Origin of the sequence: Paenibacillus mesophilus (genome assembly GCF_005938385.1) — a bacterium.
Lineage (GTDB): Bacteria > Bacillota > Bacilli > Paenibacillales > NBRC-103111 > Paenibacillus_AB > Paenibacillus_AB mesophilus.
Window position 1 is genome coordinate 1 of sequence record NZ_VCRA01000008.1, and the last position, 19,388, is coordinate 19,388.

The following is a 19,388-nucleotide window of genomic DNA, read 5'->3' on the forward strand; positions in this document are numbered from 1 at the left end:
ATTTGTAAATGGATGTTCCTGCTCTTACGAGTAGACAACCTTTTTCGAGTTGTACAAAGAAAAATTATGTGAAAACAATCACAAAATTCACTTGCTACATGATGTTAGCCTTAATGCAACGCTACTGCATCTTTACCACCTAAATACACAGAACGACGCCGAATCCATCCGCTGGAAAAACCATTTTATCAACGATATTTGGGCGCTTCTTAGCATGGAAGCCGAGTATCTCGCTAAGTACAGCATGATCAAGGATGATCCGTTGGTCAAACAAGCCAAAGAATGGATCGACGGTCACCTTTCGGAAAAAATTCTTTTAAAAGACGTTGCCGGACGGATTGGACTGCACCCCGTTCAATTTAACACCCGATTTCAAAATCTTTTTGGAGCCTCCCCTTCCAGGTACCTGTTGTCCGTCCGAATGGAGAAAGCCAAGCAATATTTGACGCAAACCGATTATACGATCGATCATATCGCGCAGTTATGCGGATACGATAACGGCTTTTATATCAGCAGGGTTTTCTCCAAGCACTTCAGAATGACTCCTTCGCAGTACCGGAAAGAATACGGCTTGAAGCATCGTTAGCCTGATCCGAAAGCTTTCTTCGATAAAGCTCTGAGCCAAGAGCGTAATACAGATGCCCATCCTGACCAAGCGCCATAATGGACAGCGGACCGTGATCGATGATTTCGTAATCGAGCGTGCCGGGATCGACGACGACCAGCTTCCTGCCAAGCGCCGTGTACAACAATCCGTCCGTGCCCCAGCGGAGGTAAACAGGGCGGAATTTGCCTATATATTGGCTTTCGCAAACGCGCCGGCTGCGGATCACTTTGCCGCTAACCGGCTCCATAACGAAAATCGTTCCGTACACCGCCCCCCAAATATTTCCGTCCGGTCCCGCCGACAATTCACCGATCATTAGCGGAGGAGTATCCAGATCCGGAATATCCGGGATAAATCGCTTAACGATTTCTTTCTTAACCGTATCCCAAATAAACAGGTGGGCAACGTTTTCTGCCGGCCCCTTCCCAATCCCGCCCCAGATTGACGTACCCCCGTAGAGCAGTCCATCCTTGTAAGCAAGGCCGACGATACTGAGATTTGGCGCTATCTCCGGGTAAACGGTCCATTCATCTTCCAACTCGTAATAAACCGTTAATGCACCTGTGTTCAAACCGTAATCCGGGATGGTACCGATGTATAGCTGATGTTCGCCTGAAGCAAGCGTAAACGGCCGGTCCTGCTGATGGCCGATCGGAAAAGCGAATCGCGGGTTCGCCTCGGCCATTCGATCGTCGGGCAACATATTCAGAGGTCTGGATTTGTCATAAACATATACATTCGCTTTCGTGTAAGTGCCGAAATACACTTTCCCGTTTAAAAATCCCATCCCTTCGATTTGCGGGAAAGCGGGTATTTGGGAAAGGATGCGTTCCTCCGTCGTGCTATATAGGCACAGCCCCCGGTGATAGCCGCCGATATACAGCATCCCATCCTCATCCGCTTCGATGGATTGGATTAGTAATGGTTTGGACGGAACATCCAATACCCGGTGATGGATATCATTCGTCTGCGGATCATAATACCAGACGTCCGCGTAACCACTGACAATCATTAAAACCGATTTTTCTCCGACGGTATGCCGGGGACTGGAATCCGTTGCGGCATCGGGTATGTGTGCTCCAGCGATTGTTGCCCACTCCGGCCCGGAAAGCGTCATCCACTGCATCAGCTTAATTTTTGCGGATCTTGCGGCCCCTGGTAATTCCCGTACAGGTTTGATCTCACAGGTTGTCCTATCGTAAGTCAAAAGCTTCGATTCGTGAACGAAGTAGTAGCCCGCTTGATCTTTTTCTGAGTGAACAACGGCCCCCACGCTGTCAAAACGGCCGGTGATCCGGCGGTGAATCTCATCGTAGATGACGATCTCCTGTTGATTAACGGATAAAAACAAAAGCCCGTGCATCACCCAAATGCGATCGATAAACCCTTTTTCCCCCGTGAATCCGTCAATATGCAGCTCTTCTTTCGCGCAAGTACTGCGGTCAAACCGAAACAGGCGGATCGTACTTCCGATACCGGAATAAATATAATTCGCCGTAACGGCTACGCTCCGAGCATACTGCTCCTCCTCGGACATCCTTCCCAAATCGGAAAATCGCGCCGTTTCGATGTTGTACTCAAACACTTTGCTGTGTGGATAGGTTGCGCTTACAACTGTGCCGTTATCGGCCGCCTGGATATCCCAGACAAAAAAGTCATCCGCGGACGCCGCAACTGAAGTGACTTGTCTGGTCTCCGGTGAATACCGGTAAAGCACGCCGTCCGACGAGCTCGAGAAATAAACATTTCCATCCGAAGCGACGGCCATAGCCCAAACCGCATTGGACCCGGGAATATCGAACGAAAATTTGATGTCCCTCTTAACCAGATCCAGTACGTAGAACGTTGCAGGCAAACCGTTGGAGGCAAAATACAGCTCCTTCTCCCCTTTTGGAGTCACACCCACCGCTGCCGCTTGCCCAAGGCGACATCGAACGGGTTCTCCCAGCTGCTCGGGTGGACCGATTATTCTATTGAAGACTGTTTTCATCCACTTCGCTCCTAACCAAGTATGAACCTTCTGAACAAAACTATAATTAAATCGCTTCCCAAAATACATGCAAGGAAAAAACAATTTATATACTTTCTTAAACCCGAATATTTGCCGGGATCGGCCTGACGGTGGAGACGATCCGGTTTTAGCACACGATCCGGAGCGGAGTAAGTGCAAAAACAAACGGGACTCTCCCTTAAGCCGCAAGGCTTTCGAAAAGTCCCTGAATGTTACTGAACTATGCTTGTGTCGCCGGACAAATAAATAATTTTTAAATCCCTTCACGCAAAAATAACCGCCCGCAGCCGGCGGGCGGTTATCGGATTATTTACCTTGTGAGTCAACCATGGTTTGGATCCTGTCCCAATGATTTTGACGCATTGTATCCCAATGATAGAAATTAGACCATTCCTGAATGAGATTACCGGTTTTATCGATATCCTCGGCACCGACACTACGGGCCAGTTCGAGCGGACTAATCTTTGCGGGAGACGCCACGTACATCGTACGTAACACTGCAGGTTCCGGCAATGTTTGTTCTTGCTTGAATTTAAATCCAAACACAGCGCAATCCGCACTTTTGTAATAATTACTGACACCCATTATTTTTATGCTGGACAAGATCTCGTCGGGGTAGCTGAAGCTGTGATCGCCGCCTCCTGGATAATTGCCTCCCAGTTGATTGCTGGTAGAGCCATCGTCAAAGATAAACCACCATGCATTCAAAATACTGCCCGTAAGTGTCCTGACTCCGACAACAGGTCCGCGAGCCACCAAGTCGAACACGCCGCCATGCGGTGGATTGGAGCTTCCGACGCCTTGGTCTCCCATTCGAGGGGTTTGAGTCGGACGGGGAAAACAACCGCTGCTTGACGGAGCATCATCCGCTAACAAAAAAAAACGCGGAACTTCGAACGGACGAATGCTCCATGGTAGAAGTTGTACCATATGGTCGGTTGTTTCATAAGACATTTGATTTAAATCAAAATCAAGCAAGTTCTTAATGTAGCATTGTTGATGCTCGCCCTTGTAAAGGGTTTTGGCAGGTCCGTTCGGCAGAATAAAAAGAAGCGCCTTTGACAAATAGGTAAAATATTTCCAATGGTGAAGCGATGAATAGAGTGTTTGCACTGTTATGTTCGATTGTGATGCCTGGATTGGGACAAATGATTAACGGACAACTTGTCAAAGGTATTATTTTTTTGATTATTGAGCAAGTCCTGAACACGTTGGCTCATATCAACGAAGGCATATACTTAGACTTAAATGGGCTGCATCAGGAAGCTTTTCAAAGCGTGGATATCCAGTTTGCTTTGTTTTACCCCGGGTTTTATGTAGCAGTAATTTACGATTCTTTTCGTTATTCTTCGAGTGATCGTCTGCCTTCCCCTGGAGCGAATATTTATTTTTTAGTCGCAGGTTTTATAGGGACATTCAGCATCATTTACGCCCGGCTTTTGCCCTCTCCATTATTGCTCGGAGGTGCCTCCATCATCGTCCCCATCCTCTTGGGTGTGTTTCTGCACCGAAGATAATGTTAAAGAACCAATCTCGTCTTGGGACGCGTTGCGCTTGTAACAGCACTCGTTCAAACACCCGCGTGCTGCGAGAACAGATCCAGGTTCGCAAGGAGTTGGCTAACGGCCGCCGGCGGTTCGATACAGCTTATTCCCAGCTTAGTCCCTGGGATTCTCGACCTTCATGATATCCATGAATGCGACTTTGGTAGTTTCCCCGTGCCTTTGGATGTGCACCTTACCGGTACGAGAATCCATATTTTCTATTCGACCACGAACGGGCAGTTCCATACCCCACACCGTCAATAACACCTCTGCATTTTCAGACTTCGCTTCGTTCAATTGGTTCGCCAGCTCCTCCAATGCAAATTCGTCACGAGTTGGTCGCTTAACATCGTATTTCTTCTTTGGCTTCGGAACCCCAGTCAATCCAAACACCCCCGCAGAACATTTGTTTCTATTTTACCATTTTTAATGTATGGAGAGAACCCAAACCTTTGTCCGACGGCCCGATGGGCGGTTCGTTTAGCTTCGATAGCGGAACGGCGCGAGCCGGTGGAGCAATAACACCTGCCTCGGATATGTGATCCTCGGCGCGCAAAAACTCGGATACAGCGAGGAACAAACAAGGCAGCTAGTGCGTGCTATCTATGCTGAGTTTGATCGAAAATAAGTCGATGAAAATAATACGCGGTTGAACGAGCCATTATTTGTCTGACTTTAAGCAAGCTTTCTGTTTCTGAACGTTCAAGAAGGCCGTCAAGTAATCGACGACCTTGCTCGTTATTCAACTAACGTTTTCGTTAGGTTAGCGATATTGTTTTTTTCAGTTAGTCTAAAAGCATACAGCCAGCTTTTGCTTTTGCTGTAAACTTGAATGGATGGTTTGCTCATTCATGTTCAACTTTCCTTTTGGCGTAATATCCTTCTCCCCCGAGCCAATGTATAGTCGCCCCGTCGATTTTTCCGGAAAAGTCCTTCCGGAAGGAAATACGAACGTATGCCGCTTTCGCATAAAAATCGATCTGTTCCGCAGCTTCGGATTGGAGGAAAAGCTCCAGTTTGAATCCGAATATGGTGATGAACAAACGCCCATGCTCCACGGTTACATGAATCGGTATAAACGCTTCATAGGTTCCGGCAAACCCTTCGTAACGCCTTGGTTGCACCGGCGCCTGAATTTCTGGCTTGTCCGGGAAAGCTACCGTTTCCCCGAACATCATTCCGGCCAAGTCCCGATTCATTCTTTCCAGAGGAGACAACAGGAAGTTGCTTAAAACAACGATCAATAGCCGTTCATCCGCAAATCTGGTCATTCGGGTGAAATACCCGGGATTGCCCAACCCCCCGTGATGGATTCGGGTTCTTAAGCGTCCGCCTAAAGACTGCCGGTCAATATACCATCCATACCCGTAGTTTTGCAGAAACGGGGTAAATAAGCGCTCTCTGGTTTGCCGGCTGAACAGCAGGTCGGAATGCAGGGCTTGGTCCCATAAGTACAAATCACCGGTAGTGGAATACAGTCCGGCTGCTCCGGCATGGGTCGACATATGTGCATACTCTCCATGAATGACCTCGTCTCCCGTCGCAGAGTAACCGTCTGCCCTATGCTTCAGTATGCGATTATGAACATCGTAACCGGAATGATGCATGCCAAGAGGATGAAAAATATGATCCTGCAAAAATGCTTCGAACGGTTTCCCCGAGACTTGCTCAATTAAATAGGTCAGTAAAATATATCCGGAATTCCCGTATTGGAACTGATCTCCTGGAGGAAAGGCAAGCGGCTGATCCCGGAATTTATGAACGACATTCTCCAGCTTCATGGACACTTTCGTATTCAGGCCCACGGGATGCGAAAGACCGGACGTATGCGTCAACAGATGATGAATGGTGATTTTATCCCCATTCGGGAAATCGGCCAAATACCGGCCGATAGTATGATCCGTGTTAATTACGCCTTGCTCGTGCAGCAGCATGATCGCGGCAGCTGTAAAGGACTTGCTTACAGATCCCAGTCGGAAGATCGTATCACGTGTATTTTTGACTTCATGCTCCCGGTTGGCCATCCCGTAGCCTTCGTTTAACACAATCTCGCCATCGTGCGCTACCAGTACAGAACCGCTGAAATAGTCCAATTGCTCATAAGCTTGCAGATATTCGTCCATCCTTGATCTCAACGTCTCTTGGTCGTGAACGATAAAAGACGGGTCGGTGCTTTCGGACGAAACGAAAAGATTCATAGCAGCTTTCCTCCCGCAATCATTCTTTTTTGCTTTTTGCTACGGACTGTTATTTCCAAAGTTGAACCGGATTCCCCCGCGTGCCGGACCAACCTTACCGCCATTTAAATGATGAATTGTTGCGAATGGGGGAATCCTTCTCACGTAAACTTTCTTGACCGATCATTCGGTATTGCTGCCGGTTGAGATACTGCTCATCGTCTTTCGGTCCTCCGCATTTATTTATGGCAAAATGTATTTAATCAGCACGCCGCCGACTTTGTTGGTCATGAAGCTCGGCGCCTTTTTCCACAGTTCGATAAAGAAGCAGAGGCTCTCCTTGTCGGGCGGGCCCTGCTTAGCCGCCCCGCCGCTGTAGACGAGGTAGGTCAGCTGCTGCGGTTTCGCGCCCCACTTCTCCTTGGATTTGTAGTGGCTAGAACCCGCCGGTGAACGGCCAAGGTCCAAATACTTCATGCCGCTGCGGATGCCGAAGCGGACCGCCTCCCAGTACATGAAGTTGTTTAAGTACTTGTTGTTGTACTGCGTCAAGGTCCCCCCATACGGGTAGTACAGCGTCTCGTTGCTCGGGCTTGTCAGCAGCAGCATGCCGCCGATCACCTCTCGCGTCTCTTTGTCCAGCACCGTAAGCAGCGTGCTGTTGTCCGGCAAACACTCGAAAAACTGCCGAAAAAAACGCAACCCCTCCGCTGGCGACCCCAATTGCTTCTTCCGCTTCACGTACACGCGGTGAAACGCCTCCAGATGGCTGTGGTCGAACGAGACGTCAAACCAGTCGTTCTTGTATACTTTGCGAGTATGGTTGCGGTTGCTGCTCGAGGATAGTGCCAGCACCTGCTCCTCGTTGTCCGCCAATGGGAGGACAAAAGTATAGTTCTGCAGACACGCGTGCCAATGCGGATCACTCACCTGCTGCTCCTTTAGCCGCAGCTTTACGTAAGCGAGCTTGAGCTTGTCCTTGAGGCCAGCCGCGGCAGTGACGGCGAATTGAAACGCTTCCTCGCTTTCCGCACAAACGTCCATGTAGTTGACGAATGGCAGCGACACGCCCGCCTTCTTCAAGCTGAGGCTACGCCCGATGACGAGCGGCACGAGGGCATGAATGCGTCCGGCCTCATCGATAACGGCGTGGTAGCCGCAGGTGTAGCCGTACGCCCGCATCAGCACGTCACGGAATGCCGTCGTATGAAAGACGGTGCCCTTCGCGAGCGCCAACTTGTCCCACTCCGCCTGCATGCTTGGTTCGTAAGCGACAAATCGTAACATAAGTGTACTATCCTTTCAGCCAGAAAACGACGCCGACCATAACGTACAGCCGGCCCATTTCATCGCGCTAATCTGCTCGTAGAACACGGCCTACCCCTCAAGGCTAGGCTATTTAAACTTAATTACACTACTATTCTTTCTTTATCTTAGAATTCCTTCCTGTTTGTTCCACTCTCCTGCCCGTATTAAATTTCGATTTTCAATAGAAATCATGATTCATGATGTATTAACGCTTCTGCATGAATAACATTGTCGATAAGGAAAGCACATAGCAATTGCAGCGACGGTCAACGGAGGTCATGGTTTATTCGCAGGCGGTGAGGGCGTTTCGCGCTTGTCGGCATATGCCGCCTGAACCGACTGTTTTAATTCGCCATAGAGCGGATCCTTTTTCTCCATACGCCGCTCCAGTTTGTCTTTGCGATCAAGGTTATATTTGCCCTGATGAAACGCCACGGTTTGGAAACTGTCATGCTCCGGTGCTTCCGCTAAATAGAGCAAATAGGATGTTCCCGAAACCAGCTTCGAATAATAGTTGCCATTGTAAACCGTTTGCTTCGGAAACATCGCCCGTCCTTTCATCCAATATTGTTCTAACACCGTTATCTTTTCGCCGGGCTGCAACGATCCGCTCTCATCCTTTAGTACCTCTTCGATCGTTACTTTCGTTTTTGTATAGTGATCATACGGAAGGTCGTAAGGCGCGGCATCTGCGGTTGCTGTCGCTTTGACAATGACCGGGGAAGCTGCAGCAAGCTCTGCCGCCGTCTGAAACCGCACAAAGTCGATCTCTTTTAGATACGTATACCCGAACAAGTAATGCATGGAGTACATCACAACGACCACAAATGCGATTAGGTTGGTGACCAGAATGCCTACAGCGCCCCAGAACATTCGCTCTTTCTGATAACGCACCCACCTTTTCCACATGCTGAATCCCTCCTCCTTCCCCTTCTTGAAAGGCGCGCTCGAATGAGACCAGGCTATAAACTGAATATGGTTTTATTGGCTATCAACTCAACCTTATCGTGGCCGCAACCCGCACGGCCTTCATTTTTAAGGTGCTCGATGGTCCCAGACTCCCCTGTTCATCTGATATATACATCACTCGAGCACTGTTTGCAACGATAAGTACGCAACGTCTGCTTTACTTCTCCTGAGTACAAGGCGTCTGTGAATTTCCTGAGATATTCCGACTTCGACTGATCCGTTGTCCGAAATACCCGGATTCAAATAACATTCAGGGAGCGGCTGCTCTATGACCTGTTTCCCTTCTTGTAATTGGGTATGCTGACTTGCTTGTACAATGTACGTTTTCATCCAATCTCTCCTAAAAAATAAACAGCTACCGTAACAGTGGCTGTTTCTGACATAAGAAAACAAACTGCGTGTTCCAGGTCAAAAATATAAAAGACCTGAGAGTGAATTCTTGTCCTCTCAAGCGAAATACAACCAGTCCCCGCCGCTTCAGCACCGTGGCGAACGTGCTGGTTAAGTTTGTTCCGGCCCGCCGCAGATTTGCAAATGGAGTTTGCCAAAAAAGAAAAATATCTGTGCCGCTTACCTGTTTTCATAAAAGGGAAAGACCTGCTTCCGCAGGTCTCTTCCCTTTTAAGCCTTATTTGCCAAGTGTGCTAATTTTCTGGTTTGCTGATTCCTCCGCTTCACGCAAAGCGGTATTGATGTCGCTCTTGCCGGCCACTACGTTATAGAAGGCGGTGCTCAAGGCACCCGTCGCGGCGGAATAAAGCGGGTCAACCGGAATGCTTTCGCCGTATATCCTCGGCACCAACCCTTTGGCATTTCTACCCTTCAAATATTGCGTATCCTTTCCAATTATGTCTAGAAAGGAACGATTCTTGATGACAGGTACGGCTCCGCTAGTCCGGGCTGCGTCCAGTTGGGCGCTCTCCTCCAGCAAAGCGGCGATGGCTAGGAACGCGATTTCCCGATTCGGACTCGTCTTGGATATAAAATAGCCATACGGGCTCGAATTCGGACCTGCATTCGGCATGTCGCTGAAGTAGGGGAATGTGGCAATATCCCATCTCATGCCGTCCCCATTTTGGTGGAGTATATTATAGATGGTATTGTTGCCGACCTGGATAGCGATATTTCGATCCTTGTAAAATTGAATGTATGATTTTCCGTAGTTGGCCAGGTCGTTGTTCGCGGCTTGGTTCCCCGAGATCGTAGCCATCGGCACGATGCGCTCCATCATTTTCTTCCAATGATCCGAATTGAGTGTCGCTTTTCTTGTCTGTGTATTTACCAAGCCCGGCACCTTCTCGTTTACATACAGCATGTTGGATATATTGAGTCCGAGCCCGTAATAAGGTGTTCCACCGTCAGAACGAGTCAATTTTTTTGCGGTTTCGAAAACTTGTTCCCATGTCATATTGTCGGTCAAATAAGGAACGCCGAATTTATCGAACAGATCTTTGTTATAGTAAAGTGCGGTCGAGTTTATTTTGGCGGGAAGGCCCGATAAAATCCCATTGCCCGCAAATGTGTACGCATTGATTGCGTTCGGTTCAATTTTGCTCAAATCCACTTTGTGTTTCTTTATGAGGTCGGATAAATCATCCATTAGGCCGACATCCCGAAGCTTGGCCACACCGGATTGCGTATCGCCGAAAAAGTCGACATTCGTTTTTGTAGCAATAATATCGGCCAGCGTAGTACCCTTTTTGTTTTGAAGAAATTTGAACGTAATATTCGGGTATTTCTTCTGAATACTCGCCCCGTTTCCTTCGCGAAAACTTTGCTCTATATCATCGTCATACATATAGTAGAACGTCAGTTCCACCTTCTCCTTCGTCCAATCTTTCGTTGCGGCTGCTTCCGGCTGCTTCGTATCCTGAGCTTTGTCTGTGGAGCTCGGCGTAGCGTTTCCTCCGCTACATGAGGCGACGAGCAGGGCCACGACTGGCAGCGTTGTCACCAGGGACCACGCTGATCGTTTGCCGGCACGAAACTTTTTGTTTACTTTCATACACATCTCCCTCTTCTCTTCTTTGTGTCATCTACGTACACAACCAATGGATTAGGCGATGATCTTGTTGAAAGCGCTCACAGTTATTTCTAGCATAATGGTTTCATTTAAAAAAATCTTTGGATTTTACGACAATAAACTTGCACGATTGTCATATATAACCAATACTTAATGTGGTTAAATGCTATCATAACAGGGTCGAGCTACTGGCATTACCGCACTTCCAATCAGGTTTACTGCATAATGTCCAACCGAGAGACGGTTGTTAAACGACTTCTTGTCCTATGACACTCCAATTTCACTTAACTTACGACCAATAAAACAAATGACAGACTTATTCTTCAAAAATAAAAAAGCCCTTAAATATCAAGGACTTTTCCGGAAATTATCCAATTGGTTTTCAGAGCGCATAATTTAATGCTATTAATTTTTCAGAGCATTAAGCGCCCTCCCCGAATTACGTGGGGAATATGACCAAAATAAATGCGAAACAAGCCTTACTTCATACGTTTAAATGGGACAGTTTCTCCGGATTCATCACGATATAAAGGTTAGATAGCTGATCCTGGAAATATTGAAACGTAATCGCTGCGATAATCATCTCTCCAACGACTAACCTAATTCCCGGCATGCCGTTGATTTCACAAGTTTCATATCGAGTTCCAGCCGGAATCTCATGCGAAATACCGACGAAGTAACGAATAATTCTGTCCGAACCCATTATTGGACGAAGTGCCACTTTTACTTTGCCGCCTCCGTCGGTATAAAGTACGGCATCCGAAGATAAAAGTTCAATGAGCAATCCGATATTCCCGGTCATCAACGCCTCGGCAAATCGTTCAGCTGATGCAGTATTCTTTTTCATGACTTCCGGGCTCCGATCAGGCAATTGACCGATACTTTTCTTCGCCCGATGAAAAATTTGCCGGCAATTTGCCGTGCTTTTGTCGACGATCTCAGCAATTTCATCAAAACGATAATGAAACACTTCACGCAGCAGGAATACAATCCGTTCTGTCGCAGAGAGCTGCTGCAACAATAATAACCCGGCAGTTGAAATGGATTCTTTCCATATCATTTCCGCGAGGGGATCGTTCTTCCGAAGTTCTCCCGTATCAACAGGCTCCGGCAACCATGGACCGACATACGCTTCTCGGTTTCTGCTCGATGATCGAATGAAATCTACACAACGATTATGAATCGACTTGCACAAATAGGATTTGACATCTTGTACTTGCTGCGGTGGTTTCTCTTCCCATGACAGGAACACTTCGTGGACGATATCTTCCGCATCTGTGATACTTCCCAGCGTATGATACGCTAACGACAAGAGCAATGGTTTTAAATCGCTATATAACTTTCCCCTCTCCAACGAGCAGTTCTCCCCCTCTCGAACGATTGTCGGCAATGATCGCTTGAGCCGCTCGTTTGGCACTGGCAAACGACGCATCAGCCAATAGTTCTCCACGCCCCGTCCAATCTCCTGCCACATACAATCCGTGTATTTCCGGAATTGCAGGACCGTTATAAACACCGCTTTTATCCACCGTATTGAAATCATGAGCAACGGCTAGATTCGGCAAAAACTGCCTGGACATTTCCTCTTTTCGCCACCCGGGTTGAACGAGATCCATTGCTTTTTCCAACTGCAACAGATCCGCTTCAGGGTGGCTTTCATTCATTCCAAGATGCTTGATCAGGTGGATGACGATAGAGCCGTCATCGCTAAGCTTCGCAACGGTAGACGGGGAATTATAGAAGATAGGTTGATCCAGCCAAAATCCGGCAACAAAGTTGGAACCTCTATCGGGAAGACGGTGCAAAACGAGATCGAGACACGCAGCGCGAATCGGTTTTGCGGCAACTTTCCACTTGGCCATTGATGTGCTGCTCGCGTTTTTGATCAAATCGTAAGCCTCCTTCGGACCCGCCGTGATTACGACATGAGGAGTTTCGATCGTATCGCCGTCTGTACACCGGATACGTCGAACCGTCCCGTCATGTTCAACTTCGACCACTTTTTTCTGCCGAATAATCGCGACGCCCGCGCGGATGGCCCGCTCTCTTAAATCGTCGACTAGCGTGCCCCATCCCCCGTCAATATAGAAAGCTTTTCCGCCAAACGTTTGTTGAAGCTGCCGCACGGCAGAACCCGCAAGATGAAGTTCAGGGTGAGGAACGAAAGAGTTAGCCCGACTCACTGAATAAACAACGTGCCTCAGCATCGGATACCGAATTTCTTGTTCCGCCCATTCCTTCAAACTGATTTGGCCGATCTGCTTCGAATCAATCTTGCTCAGCTTGAGCATTAGACGGGCAAGCTCGATTTTTTCCGAGAATGAAAATAACCGGGATGTGATTAGTTCCAATGGTTTTGATGGCAACGGATAAATCCGGTTATTCCACATAGCTCCCGCCGAGGCGGGCGGGTAGGCGCCTTTCAACTCCACACCTAATTCGCGCAAAATCGCCTCCCCTGCCCCATCCCGATATAACGCATGCACTCCCAAATTAAGCGATGCTCCGCTTTTTTTTATGGTAAGCGCACGACCGCCAAGTTGATTTGTTTTTTCCAGTATCATTACGGATAGTCCGGCTCTTGCCAAATAAATCGATGCGGTTAAACCGGTAAGACCGCCGCCTATGATCACGGCATCATACTGCCCCATGTTGGACACCTCACTTTTTTATGAAAAGGACGTTTCCAGGGAGTAAAATGTGACACTTTCCTAAGAAAAATCTTTGTCAGTTCCAGCATATTCGGTATATATAATATCGGTATTCGGGTTGTATTTAAGGCCCAATGATTGGCGGAGATATCCCCCACTTTTTCCAAAGTTCAGTCATATGCATGCCTTACTCGGGATTACTTCCGGATTCTTGCTGGTGAGCTTGCGGCCGTCTTTCCGAGGCATGCAGATCGGAGCTTAACTTCTACGACGGCTACCAGGAACTTGAGCGACTGTGCCTGAAGCAGCTGTAAGGATCAAGCTCATCTATTGTTACAACCTTGACGTTATGAAAACAAAAAAACCTGCATCACGGCGATTCTCTTGAGCAATCTTGCTCTTTCCGCGACACAGGTTTTTTTCTATTGCGCCATCTCGTAGCTACGTTTCATTGCCTCGACGCTGGCCGGAAGCCACGTTTCAGTTGGTTCCGGAGCGGCGTATTCGGTTGAAAAGTATCCGTCGTAGCCGATCGCGCGTAATATTCGAAACACTTGCGTAAATGAAATCGCACCGTGTCCGATAACGGTGTCCCGCAAAAAGTTTCCGCTTCGCGTCATATACCAACCTTTTCCCGGATTCATCGCTTCGCCGCTTTTCAGCAAATAATCTTTCACGTGCACGTGTACGATTTCGCCCGAAAACCGGCCGACAAACTGCTCCGGCGTCTCGTCGACGAAAAGGATGTTTCCGAGATCGGCCACGATTCCGGCGTCTTTACGATCGAGCTCGGCCCAAAAACGGCTGAATCGCTCCACGCCGTTAAATACAAACCCTTGATCCTCATAAACGCAAGTTACGCCGCGTTCGGAAGCATAATCGCACAGCTCTCTTACCGCTGGGACGATGAGGGGGAGCAGACGTTCAAAATCGGCTTGACCGAATCGAAGCGGTTTCAAATGCGGAATAAGCGTATGGTGGAAATAAGGCGAGTGCAAGACGGCCGCGATGTCGATATAATGCTTGAGCTGTTTGACAGCCGATGCGATATCGGGCGACAACAAATCGCAGCTCATCGAGAAGCAGCTCACGGGAATACCGAGCTTGCCCGCATGTTCCGCCAACCGTTTTGCGTCGTCGATCGTGGCGAGATCTTTCATCGGATACGGCTCGAAGGCGTCGAAGCCTTGTTCGACCGCAAGATCGACCGATTCGAGCAGCGTCATGCCTTTGGAATAATAGGTGCTATAGCTGCATAAAAAGACGCTTGTTTTCATGGAGTCCTCCTCAAACCTATGCTACGTTTGCTAGTAGAGCGGTTCCGGGGGGCTGTTTGGATAAGCCTTACGGCTACTGTGTTCAATTTTTCGATGGTGATCCGGAAGAGCTTCGGGCAATCAATTCCATCGCGATAGGAACCGTCTTCCCGGGGCCGTCGCCCCCCGTCTTCGGCATGAACGCCAGCTCTACCGCTTCTCTAGCCAATTCCTCAATGTTCGGCCCCACCGTCGTTACGGGGGTTTCCAACATTTCCTCCATCTCCGGAATATGGTCGTATGCAACAACCGATACGTCCTCCGGAATCCGTACACCGTATCGTTTCGCATACCGGGCAAACCGTCTGAGCGTCCCCTGCGATTCAATAATTAACGCGGTCGCTCTTGTGGCCGGGTCGCCGAGCAAAATGGCCGATAACTGCTCGTCCGGAAAAGGTCTATATATGCTGGATTGAATGACCAGCTCCGGACGGTAAGGAAGCTGACAGCCAAGCAGCCCGACCGTATATCCGATCAGCTTCTCATTTTTTATACCAATAAACCCGATCGTTTCGTGCCCCAGACCGGCCAAATGACGAACCGCTTGCTCGATTGCATGCTCACGATGCATCGTTACCTGATGGGAATGGACGGGCAAGTTCCCCCCCACTACGACTAGCGTTCCCTCGTAAGACTGGCATTGCAGCAATAAATCGTCAGTCGGAATCCAACTAGGCGACATCCAATATATGATGCGGGCAATCGACAACTGCTTCATTGTGAGAAACGCGTGCTCCGCCAAGGCTGTCGAAACGACAACCGAATAATTGCGTTTTTCTGCCTCTCTTCGGATCGCATTGATGGTATGAGCGAACGCCAAACCGTTTGCCTGCGGCCATATGAGTCCGATAACTGGCGGAGCGGCGTCTGCTGCCGTCCTTATTGCACGCTTATAATTGAATTGCTCGGCGATCTGTCGAATTCGAGCGCGAGTTTGTTCGCTGACGCCCGGCTCGTTGTTCAATGCTTTGGACACGGTGCTGATCGTGACATTGGCCGCTTCGGCTATATCCCGAATTGTGGCCATTGGGCCGCCCCCTTTCGAAATTTCTATGTTCAGTATACAACGAAAGGGGGGGATATGAAAAAATTGTAATCGAACATCCTGCAGTTAATGTTCTAGCTCGATGCCGGCAACCACGTATGTTCCGGAAGGAATATCCCCACCCGTCCCCACATCGACTTTGCTGACCAACAGGACATCCCCCGGTTTCGCATATATCAGCTGATTCGTCGGCGTGGGGGCATTCGTCGCATCCCATGTGACGATCCGTTCGCCCAAGCTTGCCCCCGCAGATGCGGCTCGGCGCTGATCCGGCGCGTGAAGCTCGACAACAGAGCCGTCCTGCCGGCGGATCGCATACTTCCATTGCGCATAGTTTGACGCGTTTCCAGTAACCGCGGAGTCCAATGCCGCCGTTATCCGTATGATGACAGTGATCTTTTCGAATACGTACAGGGGAACATCGACGCCGGTCAGAGCCGGTACTCGGACCGGCCGGTTCATCGGCAATTGCACCCCTTCATAGGTTCCAGTCCCCGAAGTGTCCCGCTGTACAAGCCGGGCAGGCTCCAAACAATTGACGATCCGCACTCCGTCGGCCAGCACATCTTTGCCTTTGCCAATTCGAACCAATCCTCTTGGACTTAGAGTGGAGAATAGCGAGTTGGCGAGCGTAATGTCGCTCCACTGAATCGGAAGCGAGCAGTCAATGCCGTTTCTGGATACGCCCGAGAAGTAGCCGTTTCTGACGATAATATTGGACAGCGCGTTCGCGGAACGCGTATAAGAGTCTGCATAAACTAAGCTCGCAACCGCATATCCGGACGCCGTTTCGTTATGGATATCCGTGTTCCCCGGAGCTAACGCACCGGGATACCGGTCGATCAGACTGACCCCGTCAAACGTTATGTCACGTATGGCTCCTGTCGAACCATTGTTTACTTGCGCAAATAACAGCAACGGCCAATCCGCAGCGCCGGATCGAGCGCGAACGACGCCCCTAATATTCGAAAACGCGACTCTTTCGACGACGGAACCGCCGCTTACCCGAATTTGCGTCAAGCAGAGCCATTCTTCTCCATTCACATCCTCCAATTGGATGTCGTGGTAGTTGATGTCCCGTATATTGCCGCCCCGATATTGCGGATCGGAGGTAACCGAGTTGTTCGGCTTGAGCAGCGCCACATATCCCGGCCGAATCAGCGTGCATCCTCCGGCCGAACAATTGTAGACATCTTCGCCCAGCTCCGTTCCGATCGACATCGGTCCGGTCGTCGCATCGAATGTCCCGCCAATGACGTGGACATCGTGAGACGGCCCTCTTCCTTTTCTTGTCTTGATGACTATGCCGTCTTCCCGCACCTTATTTTTCAGGTCGCAGTTTACGAAGTAAATGTGCTTGGCGCTCCATACGTGAATATTCGTTCTGTCCCGGTATACGCAATTGACAAACCAATTATGTTCCGACGGCTCGGCATCGGTTTGTCCTTCGCGAATAAAGATCCACGGGCTAACGGACCCGGTCGAATCGAAATGCGTCACATGTTCCACGCGCAAGTTTTTCACATTGATGTCGAAATGATAATAACTGGTAGTCATGATGGAATCATGACCAAATTGGAACGTGCTGAGATGGATGTTCTCTTTGCGGGGCAGCCTCGCCCGGAAAATAAAGTTTACAAACCTCGTATTGGGCGTACCTACAAGCTTCAGGTTACTCGGTAAATCGGTAACGACATAATCGTAAAACGACGGTTGCGTTGTCAGGTTGCCGTAGTAGGTTCCAGCGGGGACAAACAGCTCCGCCCCCATGACGGCGGCTGCGTTCATCGCCCCTTGCAAAGCAGCCAGATTGGATGTACCCATGCCTTCCTGAAAGCCGAAGTACTGGGGCAAAATGACCCCGTCGTCAATGACTCTGATCCACGCTCCGCCCGTTCCGTTTTGCCCGGTCGGCGCTACGTATATCCCGGATTGCGTATCGGCGGCAGCTTCGGAAGATCGGTCGCCGGAATCCCAGCGGAACAAGCCTGCACGGCCGGTGGCCGTAATGATGGCCGCGTCTCCGTTGTTCATGCCGGTCAAGTCACGCAAGTCATCGATCGTATCAACCGTCGCTAGCCCTGTCAACGCGCGCAATCCGCTGCTTCTCCGCATGTTCATGCCATTGCCGGAATATTGATCGTATACCGATCCGGTAACCGTTGTCTTTTCATTCCCGTAGACGCTCAACGTTCCTTTCAACACACTGCCTGCAGCCAAAGCCGCTCCGGCCATCCCGAAAGCGGTCAATAGCTTTCGGCGGCTTACTTGAGTGTCCGATTCCCGGCGATGCTCCGACTCCAACGCTTCCTCGACGTGCTCCAGCTTATCGTTCGAAATAGGAAACCCCTCCATTTTGGATAAAGTCCTGCCCATCGAAAGCTCTTATTTCGCCCGTTTCAGATCCTCGATCGCTTTCAAAGCCGTTTCTTCCGTCTTGCGGAACGACGTATTCATATCGGTAGTGCCCGCGGCCAGCGCGTTAGCCTGAGCGGCATAAGTAACGACAAGATTTGCGTCATAAGGAAGTCTCGGGGGAATCGGCGCAAACTTGTTGAAGTACAGTGCGTTGTAATTTTTATTCGGATACTCCGCCTCTTTGCCGATCTGCTTGCGAATCGACTCGTCGACAAGCACCGGCATATTGCCCTGCTTGGCGCTCTCCGTCTGGAATTCCGCCGAAGTCAGCTGCATCAGCGCATGGAACGCGGCTTCCGGATTTTTACTTAGCTTGGTAACACCGAAGTATAACGGATATGCCTGCGAACCGATTCCCGGCAATTCTTTAAACGTCGGGAGCGAGACCATGTCGACGTGATCCCAGTTAACACCCTTGATATTATTGAAGATATGGGCGGACAAATACGCATACATGGCCACATTTTGCTCCTGCGTGAAGTTGCTTAACGCCGGGATTTTTTTCAGGGCCCGGTATCCTTCGTCTTCGGCGGGATCGACAAAGACCGTTTGGAAAAACTGTTTCCATTTTTCGTTCTGGTTGATCGTTGGAGCACCTGTTTTAATATCGATTGTCGGCAGCGAGAATTGATTCATGCGCAAAATATGCTGCGGCGAGGTGGCGAAGCCATAATACTGCAGCCCGTTTTCGGTCCTTGTCAGCTTCTTCGCAGTCGCGAGCGTCTCATCCCATGTCATGCCGTCCTTCGGATAAGGAACCCCGAACTTATCGAAGATCAATTTATTGTAATAGAGTACGATATTGAAAATGTTTACGGGAAGCGCATACATTTTTCCGTCCGACACTTGCTTGATCGCATCGATGACGGTCGGTTCAAACTTGGTCAGGTCAATTTTGTTTTTCTTGATTAGCTCCGTCATATCGTACTGTAAGTTGTACTGGGATAAGTCATACTCGAAATTTCCGATGGTGTGATAGAAAATATCGAATTTTTCACCCGCTGCCATAAGTTCCGGCAAGGTCGTGCCCTTTTTGCTTTGAATAAACTTGAATGTATAGTTCGGTAGCTTCTTTTTCAAGTAATTTCCGAAACGGTCGTTGAAGCTCGCTTCGTCAGCCCCGCTGCTAGTAAATACGACCAGTTCCGCCGGCTCGTTCGGATTAAACTTGTTTGGATCGTCTTTGGCCGCATCCGCCCCGCTATCGCCGCCACTACCTTTTGCGCACCCCATTGCAAACGCTGACATAACGGAAAGCATGGCGATCATGGAAACCATTTTCTTCGACAACGTTACAACCTCCCTATTTTCTTATTTTC

The 19,388-nt window shown here is 49.3% G+C and carries 15 protein-coding genes; 2 read left to right on the plus strand and 13 right to left on the minus strand.

All coding sequences use genetic code 11. The annotated features are described in order from the left end of the window. Window positions 1–49: 49 nt before the first annotated feature. The gene (locus FE783_RS15980; protein ID WP_138880387.1) at window positions 50–586 is read left to right on the plus strand and encodes a helix-turn-helix domain-containing protein; all 537 of its coding nucleotides are present in this window, start codon (window positions 50–52) and stop codon (window positions 584–586) included. Here the strand turns inward: FE783_RS15980 and FE783_RS15985 are convergent. Both FE783_RS15985 and FE783_RS15990 read right to left on the minus strand, forming a co-directional pair. Continuing rightward, entirely contained in the window at window positions 534–2,597 is a 2,064-nt protein-coding gene (locus FE783_RS15985; RefSeq protein WP_138880388.1) for a WD40 repeat domain-containing protein, read from the minus strand. The genes FE783_RS15980 and FE783_RS15985 overlap by 53 nt on opposite strands. Before the next feature lie 327 nt (window positions 2,598–2,924). Continuing rightward, on the minus strand, window positions 2,925–3,683 hold the full coding sequence (locus tag FE783_RS15990; protein ID WP_138880389.1) for a hypothetical protein: 759 nt from the start codon (window positions 3,681–3,683) through the stop codon (window positions 2,925–2,927). A gap of 83 nt (window positions 3,684–3,766) precedes the next feature. On the opposite strand from FE783_RS15990, the gene FE783_RS15995 reads away from it, so the two are divergent. Continuing rightward, entirely contained in the window at window positions 3,767–4,135 is a 369-nt protein-coding gene (locus tag FE783_RS15995) for a hypothetical protein (RefSeq protein WP_138880390.1), read from the plus strand. A gap of 141 nt (window positions 4,136–4,276) precedes the next feature. Here FE783_RS15995 and FE783_RS16000 read toward each other — a convergent pair whose 3' ends face one another. The 11 genes from FE783_RS16000 to FE783_RS16050 form a co-directional block, all read right to left on the minus strand. Continuing rightward, window positions 4,277–4,546, minus strand: a complete 270-nt coding sequence (locus tag FE783_RS16000) for a YolD-like family protein (protein ID WP_138880391.1) — start codon at window positions 4,544–4,546, stop codon at window positions 4,277–4,279. A 461-nt stretch (window positions 4,547–5,007) separates the two neighbouring features. After that, on the minus strand, window positions 5,008–6,360 hold the full coding sequence (locus FE783_RS16005; RefSeq protein ID WP_138880392.1) for a serine hydrolase domain-containing protein: 1,353 nt from the start codon (window positions 6,358–6,360) through the stop codon (window positions 5,008–5,010). Between the two features lie 222 nt (window positions 6,361–6,582). Further along, the gene (locus tag FE783_RS16010) at window positions 6,583–7,626 is read right to left on the minus strand and encodes a GNAT family N-acetyltransferase (protein WP_138880393.1); all 1,044 of its coding nucleotides are present in this window, start codon (window positions 7,624–7,626) and stop codon (window positions 6,583–6,585) included. 297 nt (window positions 7,627–7,923) lie between these two features. Then, a complete protein-coding gene (locus tag FE783_RS16015) occupies window positions 7,924–8,556 on the minus strand; it encodes a hypothetical protein (RefSeq protein ID WP_138880394.1) in 633 nt (210 codons plus the stop codon). A gap of 688 nt (window positions 8,557–9,244) precedes the next feature. Beyond that, the gene (locus FE783_RS16020; protein WP_158301835.1) at window positions 9,245–10,621 is read right to left on the minus strand and encodes an ABC transporter substrate-binding protein; all 1,377 of its coding nucleotides are present in this window, start codon (window positions 10,619–10,621) and stop codon (window positions 9,245–9,247) included. Between the two features lie 502 nt (window positions 10,622–11,123). Next, entirely contained in the window at window positions 11,124–11,993 is an 870-nt protein-coding gene (gene sigJ, locus FE783_RS16025) for an RNA polymerase sigma factor SigJ (RefSeq protein WP_238403103.1), read from the minus strand. Beyond that, window positions 11,971–13,290 (minus strand): phytoene desaturase family protein, encoded by a 1,320-nt coding sequence (locus tag FE783_RS16030; RefSeq protein WP_138880396.1) that lies wholly within the window; start codon window positions 13,288–13,290, stop codon window positions 11,971–11,973. Before FE783_RS16030 ends, sigJ begins: the two co-directional genes overlap by 23 nt. Window positions 13,291–13,712: 422 nt before the next feature. Next, window positions 13,713–14,567 carry a sugar phosphate isomerase/epimerase family protein gene (locus tag FE783_RS16035; protein ID WP_138880397.1) on the minus strand — a complete coding sequence of 285 codons (855 nt, stop codon included), beginning with the start codon at window positions 14,565–14,567 and terminating at the stop codon, window positions 13,713–13,715. 82 nt (window positions 14,568–14,649) lie between these two features. Then, window positions 14,650–15,633 (minus strand): LacI family DNA-binding transcriptional regulator, encoded by a 984-nt coding sequence (locus FE783_RS16040; RefSeq protein WP_138880398.1) that lies wholly within the window; start codon window positions 15,631–15,633, stop codon window positions 14,650–14,652. A gap of 84 nt (window positions 15,634–15,717) precedes the next feature. Beyond that, a complete protein-coding gene (locus FE783_RS16045; RefSeq protein ID WP_138880399.1) occupies window positions 15,718–18,006 on the minus strand; it encodes a glycoside hydrolase family protein in 2,289 nt (762 codons plus the stop codon). 30 nt (window positions 18,007–18,036) lie between these two features. After that, window positions 18,037–19,359, minus strand: coding sequence for an ABC transporter substrate-binding protein (locus FE783_RS16050; protein WP_138880400.1), 1,323 nt, complete (start codon window positions 19,357–19,359; stop codon window positions 18,037–18,039). Window positions 19,360–19,388 lie beyond the last annotated feature (29 nt).